At 51.5% G+C, this 22,228-nt stretch carries 20 protein-coding genes; 10 read left to right on the top strand and 10 right to left on the bottom strand.

Translation table 11 applies throughout. The features are described from left to right. Positions 1–34: 34 nt before the first annotated feature. From P8N76_02120 to P8N76_02100, 5 genes are all read right to left on the bottom strand, one after another. The gene (locus P8N76_02120; GenBank protein ID MDG2380445.1) at positions 35–994 is read right to left on the bottom strand and encodes an ABC transporter permease; all 960 of its coding nucleotides are present in this window, start codon (positions 992–994) and stop codon (positions 35–37) included. Then, positions 991–1,980 carry an ABC transporter permease gene (locus P8N76_02115; GenBank protein ID MDG2380444.1) on the bottom strand — a complete coding sequence of 330 codons (990 nt, stop codon included), beginning with the start codon at positions 1,978–1,980 and terminating at the stop codon, positions 991–993. Before P8N76_02115 ends, P8N76_02120 begins: the two co-directional genes overlap by 4 nt. A 12-nt stretch (positions 1,981–1,992) precedes the next feature. Beyond that, positions 1,993–3,540: a sugar ABC transporter ATP-binding protein gene (locus tag P8N76_02110; protein ID MDG2380443.1), complete on the bottom strand. Its 1,548-nt coding sequence runs from the start codon at positions 3,538–3,540 to the stop codon at positions 1,993–1,995. A gap of 50 nt (positions 3,541–3,590) precedes the next feature. Next, positions 3,591–3,971: an STAS domain-containing protein gene (locus P8N76_02105; GenBank protein ID MDG2380442.1), complete on the bottom strand. Its 381-nt coding sequence runs from the start codon at positions 3,969–3,971 to the stop codon at positions 3,591–3,593. 61 nt (positions 3,972–4,032) lie between these two features. Beyond that, positions 4,033–4,704 (bottom strand): methyltransferase domain-containing protein, encoded by a 672-nt coding sequence (locus P8N76_02100; GenBank protein MDG2380441.1) that lies wholly within the window; start codon positions 4,702–4,704, stop codon positions 4,033–4,035. 199 nt (positions 4,705–4,903) lie between these two features. Between P8N76_02100 and P8N76_02095 the strand changes: the two genes are divergently transcribed. The 6 genes from P8N76_02095 to P8N76_02070 all read left to right on the top strand — a co-directional run bounded on the left by P8N76_02095 (position 4,904) and on the right by P8N76_02070 (position 10,368). After that, on the top strand, positions 4,904–5,473 hold the full coding sequence (locus P8N76_02095) for a DUF308 domain-containing protein (GenBank protein MDG2380440.1): 570 nt from the start codon (positions 4,904–4,906) through the stop codon (positions 5,471–5,473). 452 nt (positions 5,474–5,925) lie between these two features. Next, entirely contained in the window at positions 5,926–6,486 is a 561-nt protein-coding gene (locus P8N76_02090; protein ID MDG2380439.1) for a DJ-1/PfpI family protein, read from the top strand. A 42-nt stretch (positions 6,487–6,528) separates the two neighbouring features. Next, complete coding sequence (locus P8N76_02085) at positions 6,529–7,599, top strand: deoxyhypusine synthase family protein (GenBank protein MDG2380438.1); 1,071 nt, start codon at positions 6,529–6,531, stop codon at positions 7,597–7,599. Between the two features lie 78 nt (positions 7,600–7,677). Further along, positions 7,678–9,033 carry a PQQ-binding-like beta-propeller repeat protein gene (locus tag P8N76_02080; protein MDG2380437.1) on the top strand — a complete coding sequence of 452 codons (1,356 nt, stop codon included), beginning with the start codon at positions 7,678–7,680 and terminating at the stop codon, positions 9,031–9,033. Between the two features lie 16 nt (positions 9,034–9,049). Continuing rightward, positions 9,050–9,391: a translation initiation factor gene (locus tag P8N76_02075; GenBank protein MDG2380436.1), complete on the top strand. Its 342-nt coding sequence runs from the start codon at positions 9,050–9,052 to the stop codon at positions 9,389–9,391. Between the two features lie 26 nt (positions 9,392–9,417). Beyond that, positions 9,418–10,368, top strand: a complete 951-nt coding sequence (locus P8N76_02070; protein ID MDG2380435.1) for a sialate O-acetylesterase — start codon at positions 9,418–9,420, stop codon at positions 10,366–10,368. A gap of 15 nt (positions 10,369–10,383) precedes the next feature. Here the strand turns inward: P8N76_02070 and P8N76_02065 are convergent, their stop codons facing one another. The 5 genes from P8N76_02065 to P8N76_02045 all read right to left on the bottom strand — a co-directional run bounded on the left by P8N76_02065 (position 10,384) and on the right by P8N76_02045 (position 17,155). Then, the gene (locus tag P8N76_02065) at positions 10,384–12,147 is read right to left on the bottom strand and encodes a homoserine O-acetyltransferase (GenBank protein MDG2380434.1); all 1,764 of its coding nucleotides are present in this window, start codon (positions 12,145–12,147) and stop codon (positions 10,384–10,386) included. A 44-nt stretch (positions 12,148–12,191) separates the two neighbouring features. After that, entirely contained in the window at positions 12,192–13,514 is a 1,323-nt protein-coding gene (locus tag P8N76_02060; GenBank protein ID MDG2380433.1) for an O-acetylhomoserine aminocarboxypropyltransferase/cysteine synthase, read from the bottom strand. 261 nt (positions 13,515–13,775) lie between these two features. Next, entirely contained in the window at positions 13,776–15,344 is a 1,569-nt protein-coding gene (locus P8N76_02055) for a hypothetical protein (protein MDG2380432.1), read from the bottom strand. A gap of 140 nt (positions 15,345–15,484) precedes the next feature. Further along, entirely contained in the window at positions 15,485–16,231 is a 747-nt protein-coding gene (locus tag P8N76_02050; protein ID MDG2380431.1) for a metallopeptidase, read from the bottom strand. A 396-nt stretch (positions 16,232–16,627) separates the two neighbouring features. After that, entirely contained in the window at positions 16,628–17,155 is a 528-nt protein-coding gene (locus P8N76_02045; GenBank protein ID MDG2380430.1) for an SET domain-containing protein-lysine N-methyltransferase, read from the bottom strand. A 254-nt stretch (positions 17,156–17,409) separates the two neighbouring features. On the opposite strand from P8N76_02045, the gene P8N76_02040 reads away from it, so the two are divergent. The 4 genes from P8N76_02040 to P8N76_02025 form a co-directional block, all read left to right on the top strand. Beyond that, on the top strand, positions 17,410–18,369 hold the full coding sequence (locus P8N76_02040) for an ABC transporter ATP-binding protein (GenBank protein ID MDG2380429.1): 960 nt from the start codon (positions 17,410–17,412) through the stop codon (positions 18,367–18,369). Beyond that, entirely contained in the window at positions 18,366–19,430 is a 1,065-nt protein-coding gene (locus P8N76_02035; GenBank protein MDG2380428.1) for an ABC transporter permease, read from the top strand. The genes P8N76_02040 and P8N76_02035 overlap by 4 nt, the downstream gene beginning before the upstream one ends. 288 nt (positions 19,431–19,718) lie before the next feature. After that, complete coding sequence (locus P8N76_02030) at positions 19,719–21,404, top strand: PAS domain S-box protein (GenBank protein MDG2380427.1); 1,686 nt, start codon at positions 19,719–19,721, stop codon at positions 21,402–21,404. A 92-nt stretch (positions 21,405–21,496) separates the two neighbouring features. Further along, a partial coding sequence (locus P8N76_02025; protein ID MDG2380426.1) for a class I SAM-dependent methyltransferase occupies positions 21,497–22,228 on the top strand: 732 nt, incomplete at its 3' end.

Raw genomic sequence — 22,228 nt, 5'->3', positions numbered from 1 at the left:
TTCAGTTGCAAGGCCTTCTGCGGGCTCTCGCCGATTATAGCTTGCTCACTTCATCTCTTTTCGTTAACAGACGATAAATCAAAACCGAGGCAATTAACAGCAAGCCAACAACAATCGATTTCAATTCATCGGTTCGCCAGTAACGACCGACGAACAATCGCGTCTCATGGATTAACAGTAACCCCAAGGTAGTACCGATAATTGTACCACGGCCGCCAAAGATGCTCGTGCCACCTACGACCACTGCTGTAATGACGTCAAGTTCGAACCCTTTGCCTGCATCGGCTTTCGCTGTGTCGAAACGAGAAACATAAATCAGGGTTGCAAGGCCAGCCAGCAATCCAGACCATGCGTACAGGCCAACCCGGATTCGGCCCACGGGGACTCCAGAAAAGCGAGCGGCTTGAGGATTGTGTCCGATGGCATACAGGAATCGCCCCGGGGGGGTTTTCGCAAGGAGCAAGGCCGATGAACAGGCCAGGAACGCGAAGATGAATCCCGGGATGGGGACTGAGAACCATGTTCCCCGCGCTAGCTGCGAAAATGCGTCACCAAATTGCGAGTAGGATTGCCCTTGGCTAATTCCTTCTGCAATCCCACGAAACGCAGCAAATGTTGCGAGGGTCACGATCAGGGGGTGTAATCGAAAGTGTGCAATCAATACGCCATTGAACAATCCGCCTAAGAGCCCTGTCAGCAGGCAAACGATGGCGGAAATGGAGAGACTACCACTGAATTGAAAGCAGATGCCAAATGCGACAGCGCACAATCCCATCGCGGAACCGACCGACAAATCAATGCCGCCGGAGATGATGATCAAGGTCATTGCTGTGGCCAGAATTGCAAATTCCCACAAGTGGCGTGACAGAAAAAGTTGGCTGCGAAATGAAACAAATCCGGGTATTCGAGATTCGGCGATTAACAGCAGGGCAACAAGCAGTCCGAGCAGGACGACTTCGTGCCACCAGCGAAATTCGATGCGTTGACCTGTCACTCGAGCGACTCCGTGTTTTTCGTCGATCGGAGCAGGCTATCGCCAATCACCGCCACGGCGATGAACGCACCTTGGATCGCCTTTGTCCACTTTTCCCCCTCTTCGCCGATCTCCATGAAGGTCAGCACGGGCCGAATCATGGTCATTAAGATCACTGCCAGGATCACGCCTCTCAAAGTTCCTTTTCCACCGGTGATGGAAACGCCTCCAACGACAACGCAGGTGACGACCAGTAATTCGAATTCCATGCCGATTCCAGACTCAATCTTTGGCAAGCGTGGCACGTCGACGATGGTGGCCAAGGCTGTCAGGAATCCGGTATAAGCGAAGACGAACAGTTTTAAACGGCGTTCGGAAAGCCCTGACATGTGGGCTGCATAACGGCTACTACCTAAAGCAAAAATTCTGCGCCCTAGTGGCGTCCACGCAATGAGGAAAGCGGTGGACGTGATTACAAGGCCCGCGACCCAGATGCTGAGAGGGACTCCCACGATGCCCTGCTTGGTGATTTGCGAGAGAGAGGCAGGCAAACCGTCAATGTTTTGACCGCCCATCAATAGTGTGGTTGCGCCTCGTAATGCGGTGAGTAATCCGAGCGTAACGATGATTGACGGTACTCGTCCGACTGTGACAAGAAGTCCCGTTGTCAATCCGATACTAGTTCCAAGTAGTAACGTTGCGGGAATCCCAACCCACATCGACAGAGCCCACTGATTCTCTGAGATCATGATTCCCATTGCGGCGGCAGTCAGTGCCATTAAAGATCCGACCGAGATATCGATTTCGGCGGTAACGATCACGAGCATCAGCCCACAAGCGACAATGGCAGTTGGCGCACTACGTACCAGCAGGTCCCGGAGATTTCCAACCGCCCAGAAATTCGAGTCGAAGGCGCCTACGAAGCTCGCGACAGCGACCACCATCAGCAACAATCCGATTTCGCGATGCTGAAGTAAAGTTCGCGTAGACGCCGTAATTCGTCGCATGGGAAAACTTTGCTAGCCGGGTTGGTTTTTCGTGCCGAGTAAGGCACTTTGAAGCAATTGTTCTTGGGTTGCCGTCGGTCCGTCAAATTCTGCGGCCAGGGCACCTTCATGCATCACAAGAATTCGATCGCTGACGTTTAACAGTTCTGTAAGTTCTGAGGAGATAAGTAAGGTCGCCATTCCTGCCGCAGACAACGACCGAATCAGGCGGTGCACTTGTGCTTTGGCAGCCACGTCGATGCCTCGAGTCGGTTCATCCAAAATCAAAACCTGAGGATTGGTGGCAAGCCATTTGCCTAAGACGACCTTTTGCTGGTTGCCACCCGACAACGATTCGGCAGCGGATCCTGGTGTGGCGACTTTGATCCCCAGGTCGGTGATTTGTTGTTCCACGAGTTGTCGCTCTTCGGATCGCTGGATGAAACCAAATCGTCGCAGTTCATTCAGGTTGGCCAAAGACAGATTGTCGGCAATTGACATCGGCAGGATGAGACCCTCGTGTTGCCGATCTTCCGGCACCATGGCGATGCCCATTCGCATGGAATCACGCACCGAAGCCGGTTTTAAGCGTTTTCCACCGACAAGCGCGTAGCCTGAATCCGGTACATCGATGCCAAAGATTGCTCGAGCAAGTTCCGTTCTTCCCGAGCCCACCAATCCAGCTAGGCCAACGATTTCACCGCTTGCCACCGTCAAGGAGATGGACTGAAAGGCACTGCCGCGCGACAAGTTAACAACTCGTAAGGCCTCGTCGCCCGCATGTCGGTGATCAGCCGCTTGCGAGTGGTACTGTGTCAAATCCTCTGCTTCTCGTCCGACCATGAAGCGAATCAATTGTTGTTCATCGATGTCCTCAATCGGCTGGGTCGTGACTGTTTCTCCGTCTCGTAACACGGTGACACGGTTGGCAATCTGATAAACTTCCTCAAGACGATGACTCACATACATAATGGTGACACCTTGGTCGCGCAATTGAGCGATCAAGTTCAACATCACTTCTGTTTCTTGGGCAGACAGGGAGGCAGTGGGCTCGTCCATGATGAACAGTTGGCATTGGCACGACATGGCGCGCGCCATGGCCACCATTTGACGTTGGGCTAATCGTAGCTTGCCGACTGGCACAGCTAAATCAATTGTCTCGCCAAGTTGTTGCAACAGCTGGTTGGCTTCTAGCCGCATCTCTCGACGATTGAGCAGCATTCCACCGCATTTGCGAAGTTCGCGACCCACAAAGATGTTGTCGATCGCATTCAAATCGGGGAATGCGGTCGACTCCTGGTGCATCACGGCAATGCCTTCTGATTCGCTAACACGGACGTCGCCGAGAGGGAGAATCCGGTCGTTGATTTGGATGCTACCTGAATCCGCGGTCACCACACCGGTCAAGATCTTGATCAGCGTTGACTTGCCAGCTCCATTTTCGCCGCAGAGTGCGTGTACTTCCCCGCGTTGAAGGGTCAACGACACATTTTGCAACGCTTTGACGCCCGCATAGGACTTGCTGATTTGATGGATGTGCAACAAGGGTGAATCATCGATTGTTGCGGGTTGTTGAATCATCGTGTCGAATCGGGCAGCTGGAGTAGTCTTCGAAGCTTTTGCATCTTTGTTTATTCGCCGAAGCAGGCGAGGGATTCCTGGAGCGTTGCCCTGACTTCAAACGGGGAATCGGCAGAATTATCTTCCGAGATCAAGCGGCAAAGCAAGAACATTTCACGAATCGTGTCGGTGAGATTGCAAACAATAATCCGCGATTTGGGGATCTTGCGACGGACTGCCAAGAAGCCTAGGAATCCAATACTGCCAATAAATGTCAAGTTTTCGAGATCGATGATCACATTCTGTGTTTGGTCCGGATCAATGGCCTCGATCATTTGGTCGCGGATTCCGTAGCAGACCTGTGTGTCCCGCATCGCGGTCGCCAATATTTTGATCACCAACACGCCGTCTTGAGTCGACGACTCAATGTACCTCGTACCTAATTCGCCCATCGAGGAGAGATCCCCTTTCTGTCTTCTTCGTAAGCTGCATGAAATGGATTAGTGGACTGACCTAAAAGTCTTTGCTGGCGACGACAACAGCCACAGGCATCGTCCAGACCTTCAGGTCGATCTGTTGTTGTAGTTTTAAACCAGCTTGTGTCACATAGGCGGCTGGATCAATCGGTCGACAATCGACCAAATGAGGGAAATGGCGGTGCATCCAGATGTAACCTTTTTCCAATAAGCTCGGATGGTCACCTTCTTTCACCTCTGCCATCGAGACAACCCCCAGCCTGCCGTCCTTGACCAGGATTCGCTTCACCTCCGACAGTACGGCCTCAATGTCGCCCTCGGGAAACAATTCAAGTGTGAAGCTGGTAAAGACAGCATCAAAAGATTCATCCTCGAAAGGCATTTGTCGGGCATCGCCAACGGTCAACTGGACGTGATCTCCCAGCGGGTGTTGTTTCAGCTTTCGTTCCGCCACATCTCGCATACCGGTCGAGACGTCGATGCCCGTAACTTGTCCCGAATCTCCAACCGTCTCCAGCAAATCGATCAGCGTGTTTCCGGTACCGAATCCGATTTCCAGCACGCGTTCTCCCGCCTTCAGTTCCAGTGCCTTTTCGCCGGTGATTCGGGCTTCTCGTTCGCTGGAGTCCGCGATGAGATCGTAGGCGTTGCTGATGCGATCGTAAAACGCTTCGTTCGATTCGTGATGCTCATTGGTCTCGTTATTCATTGGATCCCTTTCCAAACAACGAAAGATTTACGGCCGCAGCCTGGAATCATCTGCCTGATTCTACACTTTGTCAGCTCCGCTGGCTGGTAGACGACCACGATCCGGGAAAGTTGTTAATGTTGTCCAGGAACTCCAGAGGGGCTACGATGCGGGTTGTCAGCATTTTGAGAGAGTCATTTTTTCGACAAGGAGGATACGAATGTCAGAACATCCTTTGGCCAACGCGATCAAGGCACGATCCGGTTGGATGATCGGTCTGGGGATCGTCACGATCATTTTGGGGGCTTTGGCGATTGGATCACCCTTTGTCGCCGGTGTCTCTGTGGTGATCGTTGTTGGCTCGCTGCTGCTGATCAGTGGCCTGGGGCAGTGCATATTCGCTTTTCAAGCGGGATCGTTTGGATCGGGTTTGTTGGCTTTTGTGCTGGGGACGTTGACCGTCGTGTGCGGTGGTATGATGATCGGTCGGCCGATCTTTGGTCTCGAAGTCTTGACGATTGTTCTGATCGCTTATTTGATTGTCGAGGGTGTCGTAGAGGTTTTCGTGGGCTTCCAGCTCCGACCCATGGCCAGTTGGGGATGGATGGTGCTGAGCGGTATTGTTTCGATGATCTTGGGAATCTTTCTCTGGCAAGACTGGCCGTGGACAGGGCTGTTTGCGATCGGCATTCTGCTGGGGATCAAACTTTTGTTCCTTGGGACTTGGATGATGATGATTGGCTTCGCGGGTCGATCCATTGCAAATTCAGTCGATCAAGCCGCTCACTGAAAACTTTGTCGCACTAGGTTTCGTTCTGGGTTTCGTTCTGGGTTTCGTTCTGGGTGCACCTCGAGCCACGCTCGCTGCTAGACCGAATGGATCGCTTGCCGAAGAATCTGGGTCGGCAGCGATGCTCTTGTATTGATGAATTGTCCGTCACAGCGGGCGATCTGCCGCGCCGCTCGCGATGCGGGCTTCGCTGTTCTGGCTACCCGTGGATGGTCTGATTGGCAGGCGTTGGCTGTTGCCTAATCTGAATGCCAGCATGCTTTTTGGGAAGAATTCATTGTTCGCTAATCGTGGACTGTACGTTTTGCGACGTGCGTCCTGTTCGCGACTTGAAACGCGTCGTCCAAGGCGAGTTTGATTAGGGCGGTGCGGGCTAGTAAAACTTAGGTGTTCGCTTTCCGTATCAGGTTCACGGCGAATCATGCGTTCCCTTTTTGAGTGGAAATTCAGCAATGCAACAAGTTCTTATTGTCGTTGGTGATGCGACCGAAACGCTTGATACCATGTATCCCTATTACCGTTTGATCGAGGCGGGCTTTCAGCCTGTAGTTGCCGCACCGGAGCAACGGACCTATCAAATGGTGTTGCACGAGGTCAAATCGGGCTGGACCATCACCAAGGAATGGGAAGGCTACACGATCGATGCTGACATTGCTTTCAAGGATGTCCAGCCAGAGGATTATGCTGGAATCCTTTTCTCCGGAGGGCGAGCTCCGGAATACATTCGCTATGATGAGGATCTCGTACAGATCACGCGCCATTTCTTTGCCGCAAACAAACCGATCGCCAGTGTTTGTCACGGCGTCGAAATACCGGCCTACGCAGATTGTGTGAAAGGTCGGCGGATGGCTACCGTTCCCAAGTGTCGCTTCGATCTGGAAGTGTGCGGAGGAAAGTTTGTCGACGAAGCTTGTGTCATCGATGGTAACCTTGTTAGCGGCCGAACGTTTCACGATAACGGCCATTATGTTGGGCCGTGGATCGCGCTGTTGGAGCAAGCACGCGAAGCTTAGGGCCGAGATTCTCGAAATCCTTTATTTTGATTGAGCTACCCGATGTCCTCCGAGCGACGACTGCATGATGGCCGTCACGATGGCTTGGTTCCTCTCGAGAGCCTTGACCTGTCGAAAGTCCACAATTTCACCGACCTATTGCGAGCCATGGGGAAGACCGCTTTCGGCGGACGACAGCTTGGTGAAGCCTTTGATATCTTGCTGGAGATGATCGAACGATCGCAATGCCAGGTTGTCCTGACACTCTCGGGTGCGATGACTGTGGCGAAGCAGGGGCAACTCATTTGTGATTTGATCGACCGCGGTTTGGTCCAGGCGATTGTTGCAACAGGTGCCCTGATTGCTCACGGTTTGACAGAGTCGATCGGCTTGACGCATTATCGGTATGACAGGAGTGATTCTGACGAAAAGTTGTTTGAACAGGGCTACAACCGTATCTACGATACGCTAGAGATGGAAGCCAATTTGAACAATATTGAAACGCTAGTTCGGTCCGTAATGAGTGAGTCGAATCCGACGGATGGCGTCTGGTCATCCGCACGACTTTGTCGAGCGATCGGAGAGCGACTTGCCAAATTAAAGGAAGGACGCGGTATCCTGCGAAGCGCTTCGGAAAAGGATGTTCCCGTTTTTATTCCAGCCTTCACGGACAGTGAAATTGGATTGGATGTTGCGACATGGGCCATGCGGGGCGCGCTGCAGGGTGAGACTCCCACCACGGCGAATGATGTGTTCCTTGCTGTGCCTCGTTTTAACCCGTTCTTGGATCTGCAGGAATATGCCCGTTTTGTTTCCCAAAGCGAAGAGTTGGGGATTTTGACCATTGGCGGTGGCGTTCCTCGGAATTGGGCACAACAAGTGTCGCCTTATTACGATGTGGCCAACGCTCGACTTGGAACTTGTTTACCAGCCAGACGTTTTAAATATGGCGTTCGTATTTGCCCTGAACCTGTCCACTGGGGTGGCCTCTCGGGCTGTACTTATTCGGAAGGAGTCAGTTGGGGGAAGTTCGTTCCGACCGAACAGGGCGGTCGCTATGCGGAAGTCTACGCCGATGCGACAGTCGTCTGGCCTTTATTGATGAAGGCCATCTTCGAGGAATTGGGAGACTGACTCGTTAAGCTTTGTTTGGCCATCCTGAATCTCGGGTTTGATGGTGGTAGCGGATTTTTCAGAGGAGTAAGCAGATCGATGGCACAGTTGTTCAAATTCGATCGTCAAATTCTGATCGTTGTCGCAATATTGGCCGTGACCCAGTCGGTTTTTGCGGTTGATTGGGTTAAAGAAAAAGCAGCCTTCTGGCCTCAGTGGCGTGGCCCTGAGGCGAATGGTGTCAGCAGACTGGCGAATCCGCCGATCCGATGGAGCGAGGATCAGAATGTTCAATGGAAGGTTCCTCTGGATGGCCGAGGAAGTTCCACGCCGATCATTTGGCAGGACAAGATTTTCTTATTGACTTCGATCGATACCGGAAAAGTCATTCCGGATCTGCCAAAGCCTGCTGATCAGCCCGCTCGTCCGTTCGGCATCACCTATCCGAACACACGTTTCCAATTCGCTGTAATTTGTCTCGATCGGACGAGTGGAAAGGAACTGTGGCGGCGTATCGCGAAGGAAATGGTGCCGCACGAAGGTCATCACGGTGACAATAATTTTGCCTCTGCTTCGCCGGTCACCGACGGTCAACGCCTCTATATCTGGTTCGGATCCGCCGGCTTCTACTGTTATGACCTCGACGGTCGATTACTGTGGCAACGTGACTTGGGACCAGTCAAGATGCGAAAGAGTTTCGGTGAAGGGGCCTCGCCGGTTGTGCATGGTGATCGGGTTGTGATCGTTCGCGATCAGGAGGACCAATCGTACCTAATGGCGTTGGATGCCCGTAATGGTGCCACCGTTTGGCGAGCGGATCGGGATGAACCAAGTGCATGGGCGACGCCGCTCATCCTGCAACATCAGAATAAAACACAAGTTATTACCAATGCCAGCAATCGTGTTCGAAGCTACGATCTAGCAGACGGTTCGATTCTTTGGGAGTGTGGAGGCCAAGTCGGAAATGTGACTCCCTCGCCCGTAGCTACGCAAGAAACCGTATTCTGCATGAGCGGCTATGGAGGATCATCATTGTTTGCCTTGCCTTTGGCTTCGCGAGGTGATATTTCTGATTCCGATCAGGTGGCTTGGTCGCGAGACCGAGGAACGCCCTATGTGCCTTCTCCCTTGTTACTGGGAGAGATGCTCTATTTCAATCAGTCAAATAACCCGATTCTCAGTTGTGTGGACGCCTCCACCGGTCGGGTAGTGATGAGCCGGACACGGTTGCCAGCAGTGCGACGATTGTATGCCTCACCGGTGGCCGCAGCGGGTCGCCTCTATGTGGTGGGAAGAGACGGTGCTGCGGTGGTGATCGAGCCCGCTAACGAGCTCAAAGTGCTGGCGACAAATCGACTCAACGAAGGTTGTGATGCTTCGCCTGCTTTGGTCGGTGAACAGTTGTTTTTGCGAGGCAGCAAACACCTTTATTGTTTGTCGAGGTCATCCCAGTAAGTTTGGAGTAAATAAAGTGATGCGACTATTTGAGGGCACTCAATTCGACCAGCCCCCTCAGTGCGAGCGGTGCGGCGAATTGGAAACAGACTGTCAGTGTCCACCGCCTCCTAAAACTTACCGCGACCCCTCCGAACAAACCGCTCGCGTACTTATGGAAAAAAGAAAACGCGGTAAGCTGGTGACAACGGTCAACGGTTTGTCATCCCATGGAACTGATCTCAAGGCCCTGCTGTCGAAACTCAAAGAAACTTGCGGTGCGGGAGGCGCTGTCAAAGACGACGTGCTTGAAATTCAGGGAGATCATGTGGATCGTATTCGCAAATCACTCCTGGAATTGGGTTACCGAGTAAAGTGATAGTTTCGGAAAGGAAAACGATCGTTATGTTGCGTTTTTTACCGCTGACTCTGCTTTTCAGTATCCTGATAGGCTCGTGGTCTACTGCGGAAACACTACAGATCTTCGTGATGGCCGGTCAATCCAATATGGAAGGGCAGGGTGTCGTCGATTTAGATCATCCAAAGTATTACAACGGTGGTCGTGGTACGTTAAATCAGGTGATCCGTGCAGCGGATGATCCAGATCGGTATGCCCATGTCAAAGACGAAAACAACGAATGGGTCGTGCGGGATGACGTGTTTGTATCCTTCCAAGTGCGGGATGGTATTAAACGCGGACCCCTGTCAATTGGTTTTACCGGCTATCCGGGGAACCACCACATCGGACCTGAGTTCCAGTTTGGTCATGTGATTGGTGAGTACCGAAAGGATCCGGTTTTGATCATCAAAACCGCCTGGGGTGGTAAGAGTTTGCATCAAGATTTTCGCCCGCCGAGTGCGATTGGTGAGACGGGTCCTTATTTTGAACAAATGGTGTCGGAGATTCGACAGGCGGTAGGCGATTTAGAAATCGACTTTCCGCAGTTGCCTCGCCAATCGCAGCTTGCGGGATTTGTTTGGTTTCAAGGATGGAACGATATGTCCGATGATCAAGGTCGCCAAGACTATGAACAGAATCTGGTCCACCTGATTCATGACGTGCGGCGAGAACTCAAAGTGCCACAATTGCCGATTGTGATTGGTGAGCTTGGCAACGGTGGACCGAAGGCCGGCGAGAAGATGCTTGCGATTCGAAACGCCCAACGTCGAGCTGCCATGCGACCCGAGTTCAAGGGTTCGGTCGCGTTTGTGCAAACGACCGATTTCGCACGTCCTGCAAATGAATCACCCAATGTTGGACACGGTCATCATTGGTTTGGAAATGCAGAAAGTTATTTCCTGATCGGTGATGCCATGGGTTTGGCGATGATCGATTTGCTCAAAGCGACCAAGTAGCGCGAGACTTGGGTGTTAGCGATGAATGACCAGAATGGCTGTGTCTGCCTTGTAATTAAAGTCGTCGTCGTCCGATATCTGTACGTCTGATTTGGTGTCCATATAGATCGCTCGTAAGACTTTTGCCCGCTTTGCTCGTAGCAGCTCATGGACGTCGGTGATGGAAGGAAACCGGCGGTTTGGTGTGTCGTACCAATCGTATCGGTACTGACCATCTGCTTTGGGAGACTTGCCTTCTCGTGTGTACATGTCTCGCAATTCTCGAAAGGCGAAATTTGCGAAGCTTAGAATACAGCGTGAGCCTACCCGCAACATCTCGTCCAATAGCTCTTCGATGTTGGCAACGGCTTGCAACGTGGCTGATAAAATAACCGTATCAAAACTGTCGTTAGGAAAATCGAGCACGCCTTCATCAAGGTCCGCGTGTTGAACGATTAAACCTTGACGCGCCGCCTTGGTGACTGAATCCAAATCGACTTCTACCCCAGTCAGGCGATGGTGCCCTCGAGCTCGAAGTGCGCAGAGTAAATCTCCGCTGCCACAGCCGAGGTCTAGGACGGATTCCCCATCTTCAATGAGTTCCAAAATCCGCTGGTCATCTACTCGTTGGGGAGGCGTATCGCTGGTGAGCCTTGTTGGTGGGGCAAGCGTTGCAGCAACTAGATCGCAGTAGCGATCGATGTCGGATTCGACCAAGAAACCATCGTGTCCCGCATCCGAAGGCACAATGGCATAGGTGGCCGATTTTTGGAGTGTATTGAGTGCTTGCAGGATTTGGCGGGACTGTTGGGGTGGGAAGAGCCAGTCACTGGAAAAACCAACCACCAACCAACGGCAAGTTGATGAAGCCAACGAGGCACACCGTTGTTCAAGCGTGTCGCCGAAATCGACAAGATCCATGGCCATGGACAGTGTGATGTAGCTGTTGGCATCAAAGCGTTCTACAAATTTGTGACCCTGGTAGGCAAGGTAGGAGCCGACTGAAAAACGATTTTCAAACAGCGTGTCAAGTTCGCGGGGGTTGTGTCGATCGACGTCGAATTTCTCGTCCATTCCATCTGCCGATAGATAGGTGATATGGCCCAGCATGCGGGCGATTGCCAGTCCGATGTCAGGCTGTTTGGCATTGCCATAGTATTGACCGTCCTGAAACATCGGGTCCGTCTTGATCGCATTTCGCCCGATCACGTCGAATGCTAAGGCCTGCGAAGATAGTCGAGAGGAAGTCGCGATAGCACAGCAGGCTGCGATGCGTTCCGGATAACGCGTCGCCCAGGTGATTGCCTGATGCCCTCCCAAGGATCCGCCCACGACACCTACGAGTCGATCGATTCCCAGCTGGTTCACTAATCGAGTCTGTACATTGACAATGTCGTCCATTGTGATGATTGGAAACTGCTGACCAAACGGTCGGTTAGTTGCTGGGTTGATTGATTCCGGACCGGTGGAGCCGCGACAGCCTCCCAACACGTTGGGGCAGATGACGAAGTAGCGATTCGTATCGATCGCTCGTCCGGGGCCAACCAGTTGTTCCCACCAGCCAGGCTGGTCGTCCGGGTGATGACGCGTGACATGTGAGTCTCCGGAAATCGCATGGCAGACGAGAACCGCGTTGGATCGATCGGAGTTAAGCTGGCCAAAGGTCTCATAGGCACAGGTAACCGAAGGCAACTGGCCCCCTAACTTCAGCCGCATCGGTTTGTCAAAACAAATCGATTGCAGCTGAGTCAAAGCTTGGTTGGTTCGCTGGTCATCTGAGCTGCTGAATTCTGCCGGCATAGCGGGCTGAAATGCAGTTGCATTTCCCTTACTTCAGGAATTGATTAGGCCGTGGCTGCGCGCAACGCTTGATTCAGGTCAGCGATGATGTCTTCGCTATCCTCCAGTCCCACTGAGACACGAATGTAGTCGGGTGTGACGCCTGTTTCTACTTGTTCCTCGGCGGTCAATTGCTGGTGGGTTGTCGAAGCTGGATGGATGACCAGCGTTTTCGCATCACCAATATTGGCAAGATGCGAGCACAGTTTGCAATGGTCGATGAAGCGCCGGCCAATTTCTTTCGCCTCGTTGGCGTTGTTTGCCTTGACGCCGAAACCGAGAATCGCGCCTTGACCGTCTGGTAGATAATTCATGGCGTTGACATGATCCTTGTGGCTTTCTAATCCGGGATAGTTGACCCAGGAAACGGCCTCATGTTGTTCCAGGAATTGAGCGACGTTCAGCGCATTCTCGCAATGCCTGGGCATACGCAAATGGAGTGTTTCTAGACCTTGTAGAAACAAGAAGGCACCGAAGGGGCTCATGCACGCCCCCGTATCTCGTAACCAATGTGTGCGCGCGTGAATGATGAAAGAGATGTTTCCCATCGGTTTCAGAGCTTCGACAAATACCACGCCGTGATAGGATTCTGACGGTGCACAAAATTCAGGCCACTTGTCGGGATTGTCGGCCCAAGGGAAATTGCCGCTATCGACAATAGCGCCTCCGATGTGAGTGCCATGACCTCCAATAAACTTGGTGGTTGAGTAGATCACCACATCAACACCATGTTCGATTGGGCGGAGCAGCAGAGGGGTCATCGTCGTGTTGTCGCAAAAAACGGGCAATCGATGCCGATGGGCAAGCTCCGTGATTTTTCGGTAATCCGGAACGTCATTTTTGGGATTACCCACGCTGTCCATGTAAACCAAGCGAGTGTTTTCGTCGACAAGATTTTCGATCTGTTCCGGGTGACTGGGGTCGAAGAAGCGGACTTCGATACCCTGTTTAGGAAACGTTTGTGTAAACAGTGTCCAGGTTCCGCCGTAGAGACTGTTCGAGGAAATGAAGTTTTGACCCGCGTGGCAAATGGTATTAATCGCAGCGTGGGTTGCCGCCTGTCCGGAAGCAAGTCCTAAGGCCCCTGCGCCTCCGTCGAGTGCGACCAAACGTTGTTCGAGCACGTCGTTTGTGGGATTCATGATCCGTGAGTAGATATTGCCAAATTCTTTGAGTGCAAATAGATCTGCCGCATGATCCGTATTGTCAAAAACGTAGGATGTGGACGCGTAAATAGGTACGGCCCGGGCATTTGTCGTTGGGTCGGGTTGTTGTCCAGCATGTAAGCATCGTGTTCCGAGGCCCTGTGATTCGTTTTGGTCTGTCATCAATTCACTCCGGCGAGGTTACTAACGCATCACCATGATGGTTTGCGCGCAATGATAACTGAGGCTGTTGCTAGTTAGTAATACACTGATTGCTGACAACGTACTCTTTAAAAGACTCTGTTCTGTATCAGGCAGCTTCGCTACATAGGACGCGTGGCTCTCCTTTGGCAAATCGCCCGCCAAAATTCGATTCAATTAGAAAGCCAATTTCAAGGGAGTACTGCCTCAAGAAAAAGGTTATCAATATTTCCAGATTTGCTGCTAAGCAGCCCTGCGTTGTGGAATACTACGACGAGGTCGAATCGGGACAGAACATTTGTTTTGTTCTGTTGAGACCAACCAATCCGAAGGTATCTGGCCGCCCGATGCGATGCGAAATGTCTGGTACCAAGCGATCAGCCGCTCGTCTGTTGTGTTGATTTTGACCGCGTGTGAAAAATTGTCGATGGACCAAGCAATGTGCATGGCGAGTAAATCTTGGACCTCGGAATGCTCGAAATAGGAGGTGTGAACCAGTTCCCGCCCTGATAATTCGTGTCCAAAGGCGTCCAGGCCTGTCAGAATGCAGGTGGAAGACAGGAGTCGTCTCAGCTTGGGTGCCAAATGCACCGTGTAACGGTTGGAAGAGTCCACGATTCGAGCGTTCATCCAGGCGGGCATCGAGGGGAATGTGGACTCTGCAGATCTGTAGAGAGGAACCTGCGAAACACCGACAACTTCTGCCGCCGGTCGATTGTTTCCTTGCGCGGTTTTCGCAATGTAAGACCTAATGAAATCATCCAACAGGGGGCGAATGAAGCGATTGAAGATAGGCGAAATCAGCCAGTAATACGGTTGCGAGATGAGTAATAAGACGTCCGAGAACAGAACCCGTTCTCGCGGCCCCATCCTGGAGACAAAAGACATGGAGAGTCGAAGGGTGGCGGTCAGTCCATTAATTGCTTCATCATCCGGAGACCAAATGCCAAGCCAACGTTTGCCGAATCGCTGGGAACACCTTTGCTCGAGTCGTTTTTCAGATCGCATTCGCAGTGATTCAAGCACCGGATTGAGAAACATGAAAGCAAGGTTTACCAATACGTAGATGTAGATCACCGCGACGATCAGAATTGTGATGCCTTCGGTTGTCATGAACAAGTGATTTACGAACGAATCGCCGCTGGATGGATCGAAGCTGCCAACTTGCATTTTGTCTCCCGTCAAGTTGACGGGTACTCCGAGTAGCTCCAAGATCTTCAGGCTAGGGGCTCGAATAATTTGTACGATGGCGGAATCGTTACTCGCGTCGGTCAGCATCTCGATGTCGCCGCCAGTGATTGCGGCAATGGAGTATTGGACGAGTCGTCTGAAGGTTGTATAGGCGGGCTTCAGTAACACGAGAGCGAGGACAATGTTGATGGCATTGATCAAACTCCAGCTGCTGCGAGTCTGGTGTTGCAAGAAAGGCGTACCGACAGTTGCCCAACTATGCAGCCGAGGCAACCAGTAGTTTTGCAATTCAGCTGAACGTAAAGCGTGCCAGATCACGGAACCGCCGTGGCTGTGACCGATCACGTGGTAGCCAATGCCTTCCTCTTCAAATTGTCGAAATAGCTTGAGGAGATCTTGGCCGGCCTTGATCCGAGCACGTTCACTGTTCTCGCCCGACCAGTGGAACACTTGACTCTGCTCGACAAGATCCGTACCAGCCGGCAAACGTTTTTGCAGCCCATTCCAAGTTGCACTTCCATGTTGCCACCAGCTATCACCAACATTTCCATCGCGAGCAGCGAAGGTGCCGTGTACCAAAATCACTCGAGCCGTGGGCGGTAGCACTTTTGTCGTCGACATGCTGGAATCCTTGCCAGAATGCGATTATCCGTCACGCGTTTTTGATCGATTAAATAGTCCTCGTCGCTTCGTTCCATCGGTCACGCTGCGGAAAGTCTGAAGCCTGATTTGTCAAATGGCCAATTTTCAACCGATACGCGTCACTCTCGGTCGATTGGGCCCCAGACTGCTTTCATGACTTCATACATCGGGGGGTCATGTTCTTTTAATTCTGCACGCACAAAAGGATAGAAATCGTTGACGCCGAGATAGGCTTCGGTAGATTCCGCAAAATACTCTTTGTGATTACTGAGTCCGTAGTGACGAACCTTGCGTCCGGTGTAGAGGAGGACTTTCTCGTAAATGCCCGCCTGCTTGGCATCTTCGAAGGTGGTAACGATTTTCGGTTCGTCGAATCCTAACACTTGATCATGATAAGCATGGGCAAGTTCGTGAAGCACGACATACGGATGTTTGGCCCATGTTCCTCGTTTGAGAAGATCTTTTGCCTGAGGGATGTGCACGTGCTTGACGAGGCGAGGATCGTGCCCGTTGGCAAGCAGCCAGCCGCGATCGGGATGATATTGCATGTTCGTCAGTTTTGAATTGTCAAGTTCTAGCCAAATGCGCAGCTTTTGTAGCTGTTTGACGCGTTCAGCTGGCATGATGTACTTCACTCGCTGCAGGTGATTCGCCAAAGCGGCAAATGCTTCGCTGGCAGTTTTTTGGTGCTCGGGTTCAAGGAGTCGCGGATCGACCGCAATCGTCCAACCCTCGATGTCCTTTTCAACAGGATCATAAAAGACGGTCTGGTCGTCGCTCTGCGATTGCTCGTCCTCAGCAAAGGTTGATACCGCGAAGGTGGTTAGGTAGACGATGGTGAATGGGATAATCCAGAGCAGACGCATGATCAGTTCCTACGGTTGGTTAGGTGGTCCGGGAGTCGTTGGCAACGGAGCTGAAGAAACGCACGTAATTTTACTGTGCTTTTTCCAGGGCTACCTTTTTGAATTCTAACGTTAACCGGATCCGACCGCACGGATGTCACATAATGGAACAAGCTGCGGGCACCCCCTGGATAGAATGGCTCTCGAACGCTGGCCCCAGCAGAGGCAGCTGAAATGATGGCAAGTATGTGCCGCAACGCATGCACGTTCCTGCTGTTTCTGATTTCTGCTCGGTTTGCCGGAGAACAGATTGGGGGTGGAGCAGAGGAGCCATTTCACCCCTGGCTGTGGTTGACAACGATCGATGTTTTTTGGGAGGCGCTTACTGGGAACTGACCTCGGGTGCTGTCAGCGAGCCTACTTCTTTTTACTTCCGTTTTTACTTCCGTTTCGCTTTTTGGAGAGCCGGCGCATTTTAGCGACCTGGTCTTCTGCAACGACCCAACCGCGACAGGTTGGCGCTCCGCAATTGCAGCGTGGAATCCACGACAGTGCCGGCCACTGATAGTCATAGGAAATCTCGGTTCTTGGCTCGATATTGCAAATCGAGACAATGCCCATCGAATGATCTGTCAATTCGATGAGCTCACAATTCGGGTTGCAAGAATGGTTTGCGAAGGCACCTGGTATGTCCGGTTCAAGATACCATTTTCGGTTCAACTCCATCACATAAGTCGAAGCTCCGTAATCTTTTTGCAATAACAGCTTGCCTTTGACTTCGACAACCAGTTCACCAGGGAAAAACTGGCGATTTGCAAATAATCCACGGCCGCTTGGTCCCGTTGCGTTGACATAGACATCCCGGTCACAGAAGGTGCGATAATCGTATTCTCGGTCGATTTTCTTTTGAAGTTTTTTGCGGCGTTGCTTATCTAGCGAAGGCATCGTGAGTGGAGTCTCCAAGAGGCAGGTTCAATGCAGGTAATATGACCGAGGATCTGAACATCGCGGTAGGTTCATGAATGCCAATAATTCAACGGGCAAAGCGAGTCTTGTCAAGAACCATCTAGGTAGGATTCTTTCAACGTGCGATGGAAGATGGCCAGAATCGATTGCAGTTAGCTGCCCATCACCCGGTAGACAACGAATGACTGATGAGGCATAACCGACCGTAAAAAAATGTCCAGAAAGAGTGCTCGATGACGACTGCGGCCATTACCTGTTCGAATTTAAAGAAGACCTACCCCGGGAAGCCCCCGGTTGAGGCCGTTAGGGGTGTGGATCTGCGGGTAGAGCAGGGAGAATGTTTCGGCGTTCTGGGACCAAATGGTGCCGGGAAAACGACGACGATCGAGATCTTGGAAGGCCTGTTGCCAGCAACCAGTGGTGACGTTCAGATTTTGGGAATGCGTTGGCAGGATCAGGGGAGTGAGATTCGACAGAAAATTGGGGTTTCTTTGCAAGAGACCCAGTTGTCGGAGAAGCTAACGGTGCTGGAGACGTTGACACTCTTTCGTAGTTTTTATCGGGCTGGAATGCATCCTCAGGATGCCATTGCTTGGGTGTCGCTTGATGACAAATCAAAGACTTGGGTCAAGAATCTTTCTGGGGGACAAAAACAACGACTAGCGTTTGCTATTGCCTTAATCGGCGAACCGCAGTTGTTGTTCTTAGACGAGCCAACCGCAGGGCTCGACCCTCAATCACGCCGTGAAGTTTGGCGACTAATTGCCGACTCACGTCGACAAGGTCGTACGGTCTTGTTGACAACGCACTACATGGACGAAGCAGAACGCCTTTGCGATCGGATTGCGATCATCGATCGAGGAAAAGTAATTACAGTGGGGTCGCCGCAGGAACTCATTGCCAGTATCGGCGGTGAGCATGTCGTCAATTTTACGCTGCGACCCGATGTTCAGGCTGACTTGCCAGATCATCTGTGGCGTAATCTGCCTGATGTGAGTGAGGCAAAGCATGAAGATGGACGGTATCAGTTGTCTGTTGCACAGCCACACTTGGTGATTCCAAATTTATTGAAAACATTGGAAGAAAATGGGTTGGGAATTGCAAGTTTGACCACTCGTCAAGCCAGTCTGGAAGATGTATTTATGAAGGTTGCTGGTCGGAGCTTGAAGGCAGCTGAGGACGAATTCTCATGAGGCAACCAGATAGCGAAGTCCGCCATTCGGCAATTTGTCAAATGATTCTGGCTAGGCTTCGCACGTTTTTGCGAGAACCGGCGGCTATTTTTTGGGTCTATGTATTTCCCCTTTTGACAATGCTCGCGTTGGGGGTTGCCTTCCGTACTCAACCCGTCGAGCAAATCACGGTTGTCATTCAACAGACCGATCAGGCGGCTGCGATTCTAGAAACGCTTCAGCAGGATGATCGCTTTCGCATTCGTATTGAAAACGCTAACGATGCAAATGATAGTTTGCGGTTTGGGCGGGCTGACGTGATTGTCGCCGTTGAAGCTACGGGCGAACCACGCTATCGCTATGCGTATGATCCAACGCGGCCAGGAAGCCTGCTGGCTCGAAATTCTGTTAACGATGTCTTGCAACGAGCTGCTGGGCGGGACGATGTGGTTCTCTCAAGCAATCAAGAGATCACTGCGCCAGGCTCTCGTTACATTGATTTCTTAATTCCAGGTTTAATTGGTATGGGGATCATGAGTGGGGGGGTGTGGGGAATTGGATTCGCCATTGTCGATATGCGAATCCGGAAATTGCTCAAGCGGCTACTGGCGACACCCATGAAACGGGGACAATTTCTCACGGCGATCATGATTAGTCGCCAGATCTTCACCATCCCCCAAATCCTTTTGCTGCTGGTCTGCTCGAATTTGATTTTTGGAGTGGTCAATCAGGGTAGCTATCTCGCTCTGTTGCTGTTAATTCTGTTGGGGTGTGTCCAATTTTCTGGCATTGGATTACTGATTGCAATTCGTGCAAAAACCATGGAAACGATGTCAGGTTTGATGAATCTTGCAACGCTACCAATGTGGATGGTTTCTGGTATTTTTTTCTCTCGTGAACGATTCCCAGAAGCGACTCAACCGCTGATTCAGCTGCTACCTTTAACGCCGCTGATTGACGCGATTCGAGGCACCATGTTAGAGGGCAGGTCGTTGGTCGATTTGTCGACGGAACTGACTTTGATCGGGTGCTGGGCGATCCTCTCTTTTGTCGTTGCCCTGCGATTTTTTCGCTGGAATTAGCCCGATTAGCGAGAGGACACCGTGGTTTGTATCTGCACGAGTCGGTGGGGAGCTCCAGGTTCACCCTGGGTTGTTAGCGCGAAGTGAAATCCGAGAGCAATGTGCCTATTTCTGCTCGGGCTCACAGTCGTGCAAAATGACCATCGCCGCTAGTTTTTCAATAGATTTGAACGGATCGACGATGTCATAATGCTCACCCTTGACCTTTGTAACCATTTGTAACACATTGTTTCGAGTTGGCTTGCCACCAAAAAGTGAAATCGGAGCGGCGATCGAAGCCCCTTTGTTGTGCCGAGACTGATGGAAGAGGATCAGATTAACATGCAAGAGGCACCGTTTGATGACCAATCGGATCTGCAAGTGGTGCATCGCATTCTTCTTTTGCAGCATGATATTCTCGCCCAGGTCGCACTGGGGGTCGAAATCAATGAGATTTTGACGGAGCTTTGCTGCCTGGTCGAGAAATTAGTGCCCCAATCATTTACCAGCCTGATGCTTTATGACCCCAAGGCAGATGTCTTGAATTTGAAGGTGGCTCCGAGTGTAAGCGACGAAATTCGCTCCATGTTTGCGACGATTGTTCCTGGAGATCGCGTCGGCTCCTGCGGAGCGGCCGTTTTGGAAAAAAAACCGGTCATCGTCGCCGACACGCGCAAGAGTGAGTATTGGCAGTCCTTGCACGAGGTAATTGAGAAGTACAGTCTGTTAGCGTGTTGGTCCATTCCTATCATGGCTGAAGATGATAAAGTCTTGGGAACGTTTTCAATCAGCCACACTTGTGTTAGCGTTCCGACTGAGCAGCATCTTCGTGTGCTGCAAAGTGCAGCCTACCTGGCCAGCATTGCGATTCGACGCCGAAGCGACGAACAACAGTTGCGGTTTACTCAATTTTCTGTCGACAAAAGTAGCACCCCGATCTTGAAGGCCGAAACAAACGGAAGAATTGCTTACGTAAATCAGGCGATTTGCGATTTGACCGGGTATTCGCACGATGAATTGCTAACCTTGGAGATGCAAGACATTCTGTTCAAGGTTGACTCGGACTATTGGACGACTGGCGTGGAGGCAATGCGGAGTGGTGAGCCCAAAATTATTGAGGCTTTTCATCGTCGGAAAGACGGTTCTGTATTGCCCGTCGAAGTGACGATGAATCAGTTTGAGTTCGAAGGTAAGCAATACTTTGTTGTTTATGTGCAAGACATCACCATCCGACGGGCTGCGGAAGAGGAATTCCGTCGACGTCGTGAGGGGTTTGCTCAAGCCGCGCAGTCCAATTTAATGGGGCAGATGGCGTCGAGTATTGCGCACGAGGTGAATCAGCCATTGTCAGCCGCTTCCAACTATGCGTTCGTGATTGAAAAACTGACTTCGGCTGATGAACCAATGATGGATCGTATCCGAGAGATGGCAGCGAGTCTTCGTGAACAGGTTGTCCGTGCGGCGCAGATTGTTGCCGGAGTAAGATCTTTGATCACAAAAACGCTTCTGAAGCGGGAAGAAAGCGACATTCATGATGTGATTAAGAAAGCGGTTAGTCTACTGGAACCGGATTTACTTCAATCTCAGATTGAGCTTGTAGAACAATTCGACAGGGGCTTGCCATTAATCCAAATTGACCCATTGCAGGTCGAACAGGTAGCCGTTAATTTGATCCGAAATGCGATGGAAGCATTGCAGGAACTCTATTCTGATGAAAAAGTGATCACCTTGAGCACACGGCGAATTGACGATCACAGCATTGAAGTCGTGGTCAGAGACAACGGCCCAGGCGTAACGGTCGGCAAAGAGGGATTCATTTTTGGAGCTTTCAATTCGGGCAAAGAAAACGGCATGGGGATGGGGCTTGCAATCAGTCGGTCAATTGTCGAATCTCATGGTGGCCACCTTGTCGCAGACTGCGTTGATTCCGGGGCCAGCTTGCGATTCTCGTTGCAGATCAAGAGCCGAGATATGCAGGCCGAATTCAACGATTGACATTCGGGCGACCTTTTGTTGTCTGCACCGGTGACTGCCAGGTACGCAGCTTTCCCTCCTGATGGAGATGCCGTGGATCCGACAAGCACGGGATGTGGACTGCCTGCATTGCGAGCAATGGGCTGCTCTATCCTCCGCAGCAGCGTCTGTACAACGATCCCATTTCTGAGAAGTTTCTGTCTGGCGGGAGTAAGTATTTCGTCAAGCTCAGGCACGTTTCGCCCGTGCAGATATCGGTTACCGCTTTTTGCGAAATTCTGTACTCGGGAATGTTGGGCTACTTGCTTTGCCGTTTTCGATACTACGATGAGGTCATTGAGGAGTGCCTTGCAACGGATGAGATCGACGCCATTGTCAACCTTGGGTCAGGAATGGATCCCAAGGCTTATTTCCTTCCAGGGATCGAGAAGATCCGCTACTTCGAGGTTGACCATCCTGGTGGGATCAAAAGAAAAAAGGAGACGATCAAGCGGGTTCTGGGGCGTTTGCCCGACCATGTGAGCTATATCGCAGTGGGTTTTCACATACGAGACATTAGAACCGAACTGCAGAAAGCAGGATGCGATCTGTCTTCAACCACGTTGTTTGTGTGGGAAAGCGTTTCGGCCTATCTCACTGGCAAAGCCAACGACGCTATCTTGAGTTTTGTTCCGAAGGCTGGATCAGCAAGCAAGATTATATTTTCGTATGTTTCGGAAGATCTGATAACAGGCGAGAATCTTGACAACAGGGGCCTCAGCAGGCTGTCTCGAAGTATGGAAAAGCATGGTTTGCTTGTTCTTGGATTCGACCCTGACACGATAGAAGATTACCTCGCGAAGTTC

This window comes from Pirellulaceae bacterium, from assembly GCA_029243025.1.
Taxonomy (GTDB): Bacteria; Planctomycetota; Planctomycetia; order Pirellulales; family Pirellulaceae.
Note: the sequence above shows the minus strand (reverse complement) of the source record. Positions and strands in the feature narration are given on the sequence as shown.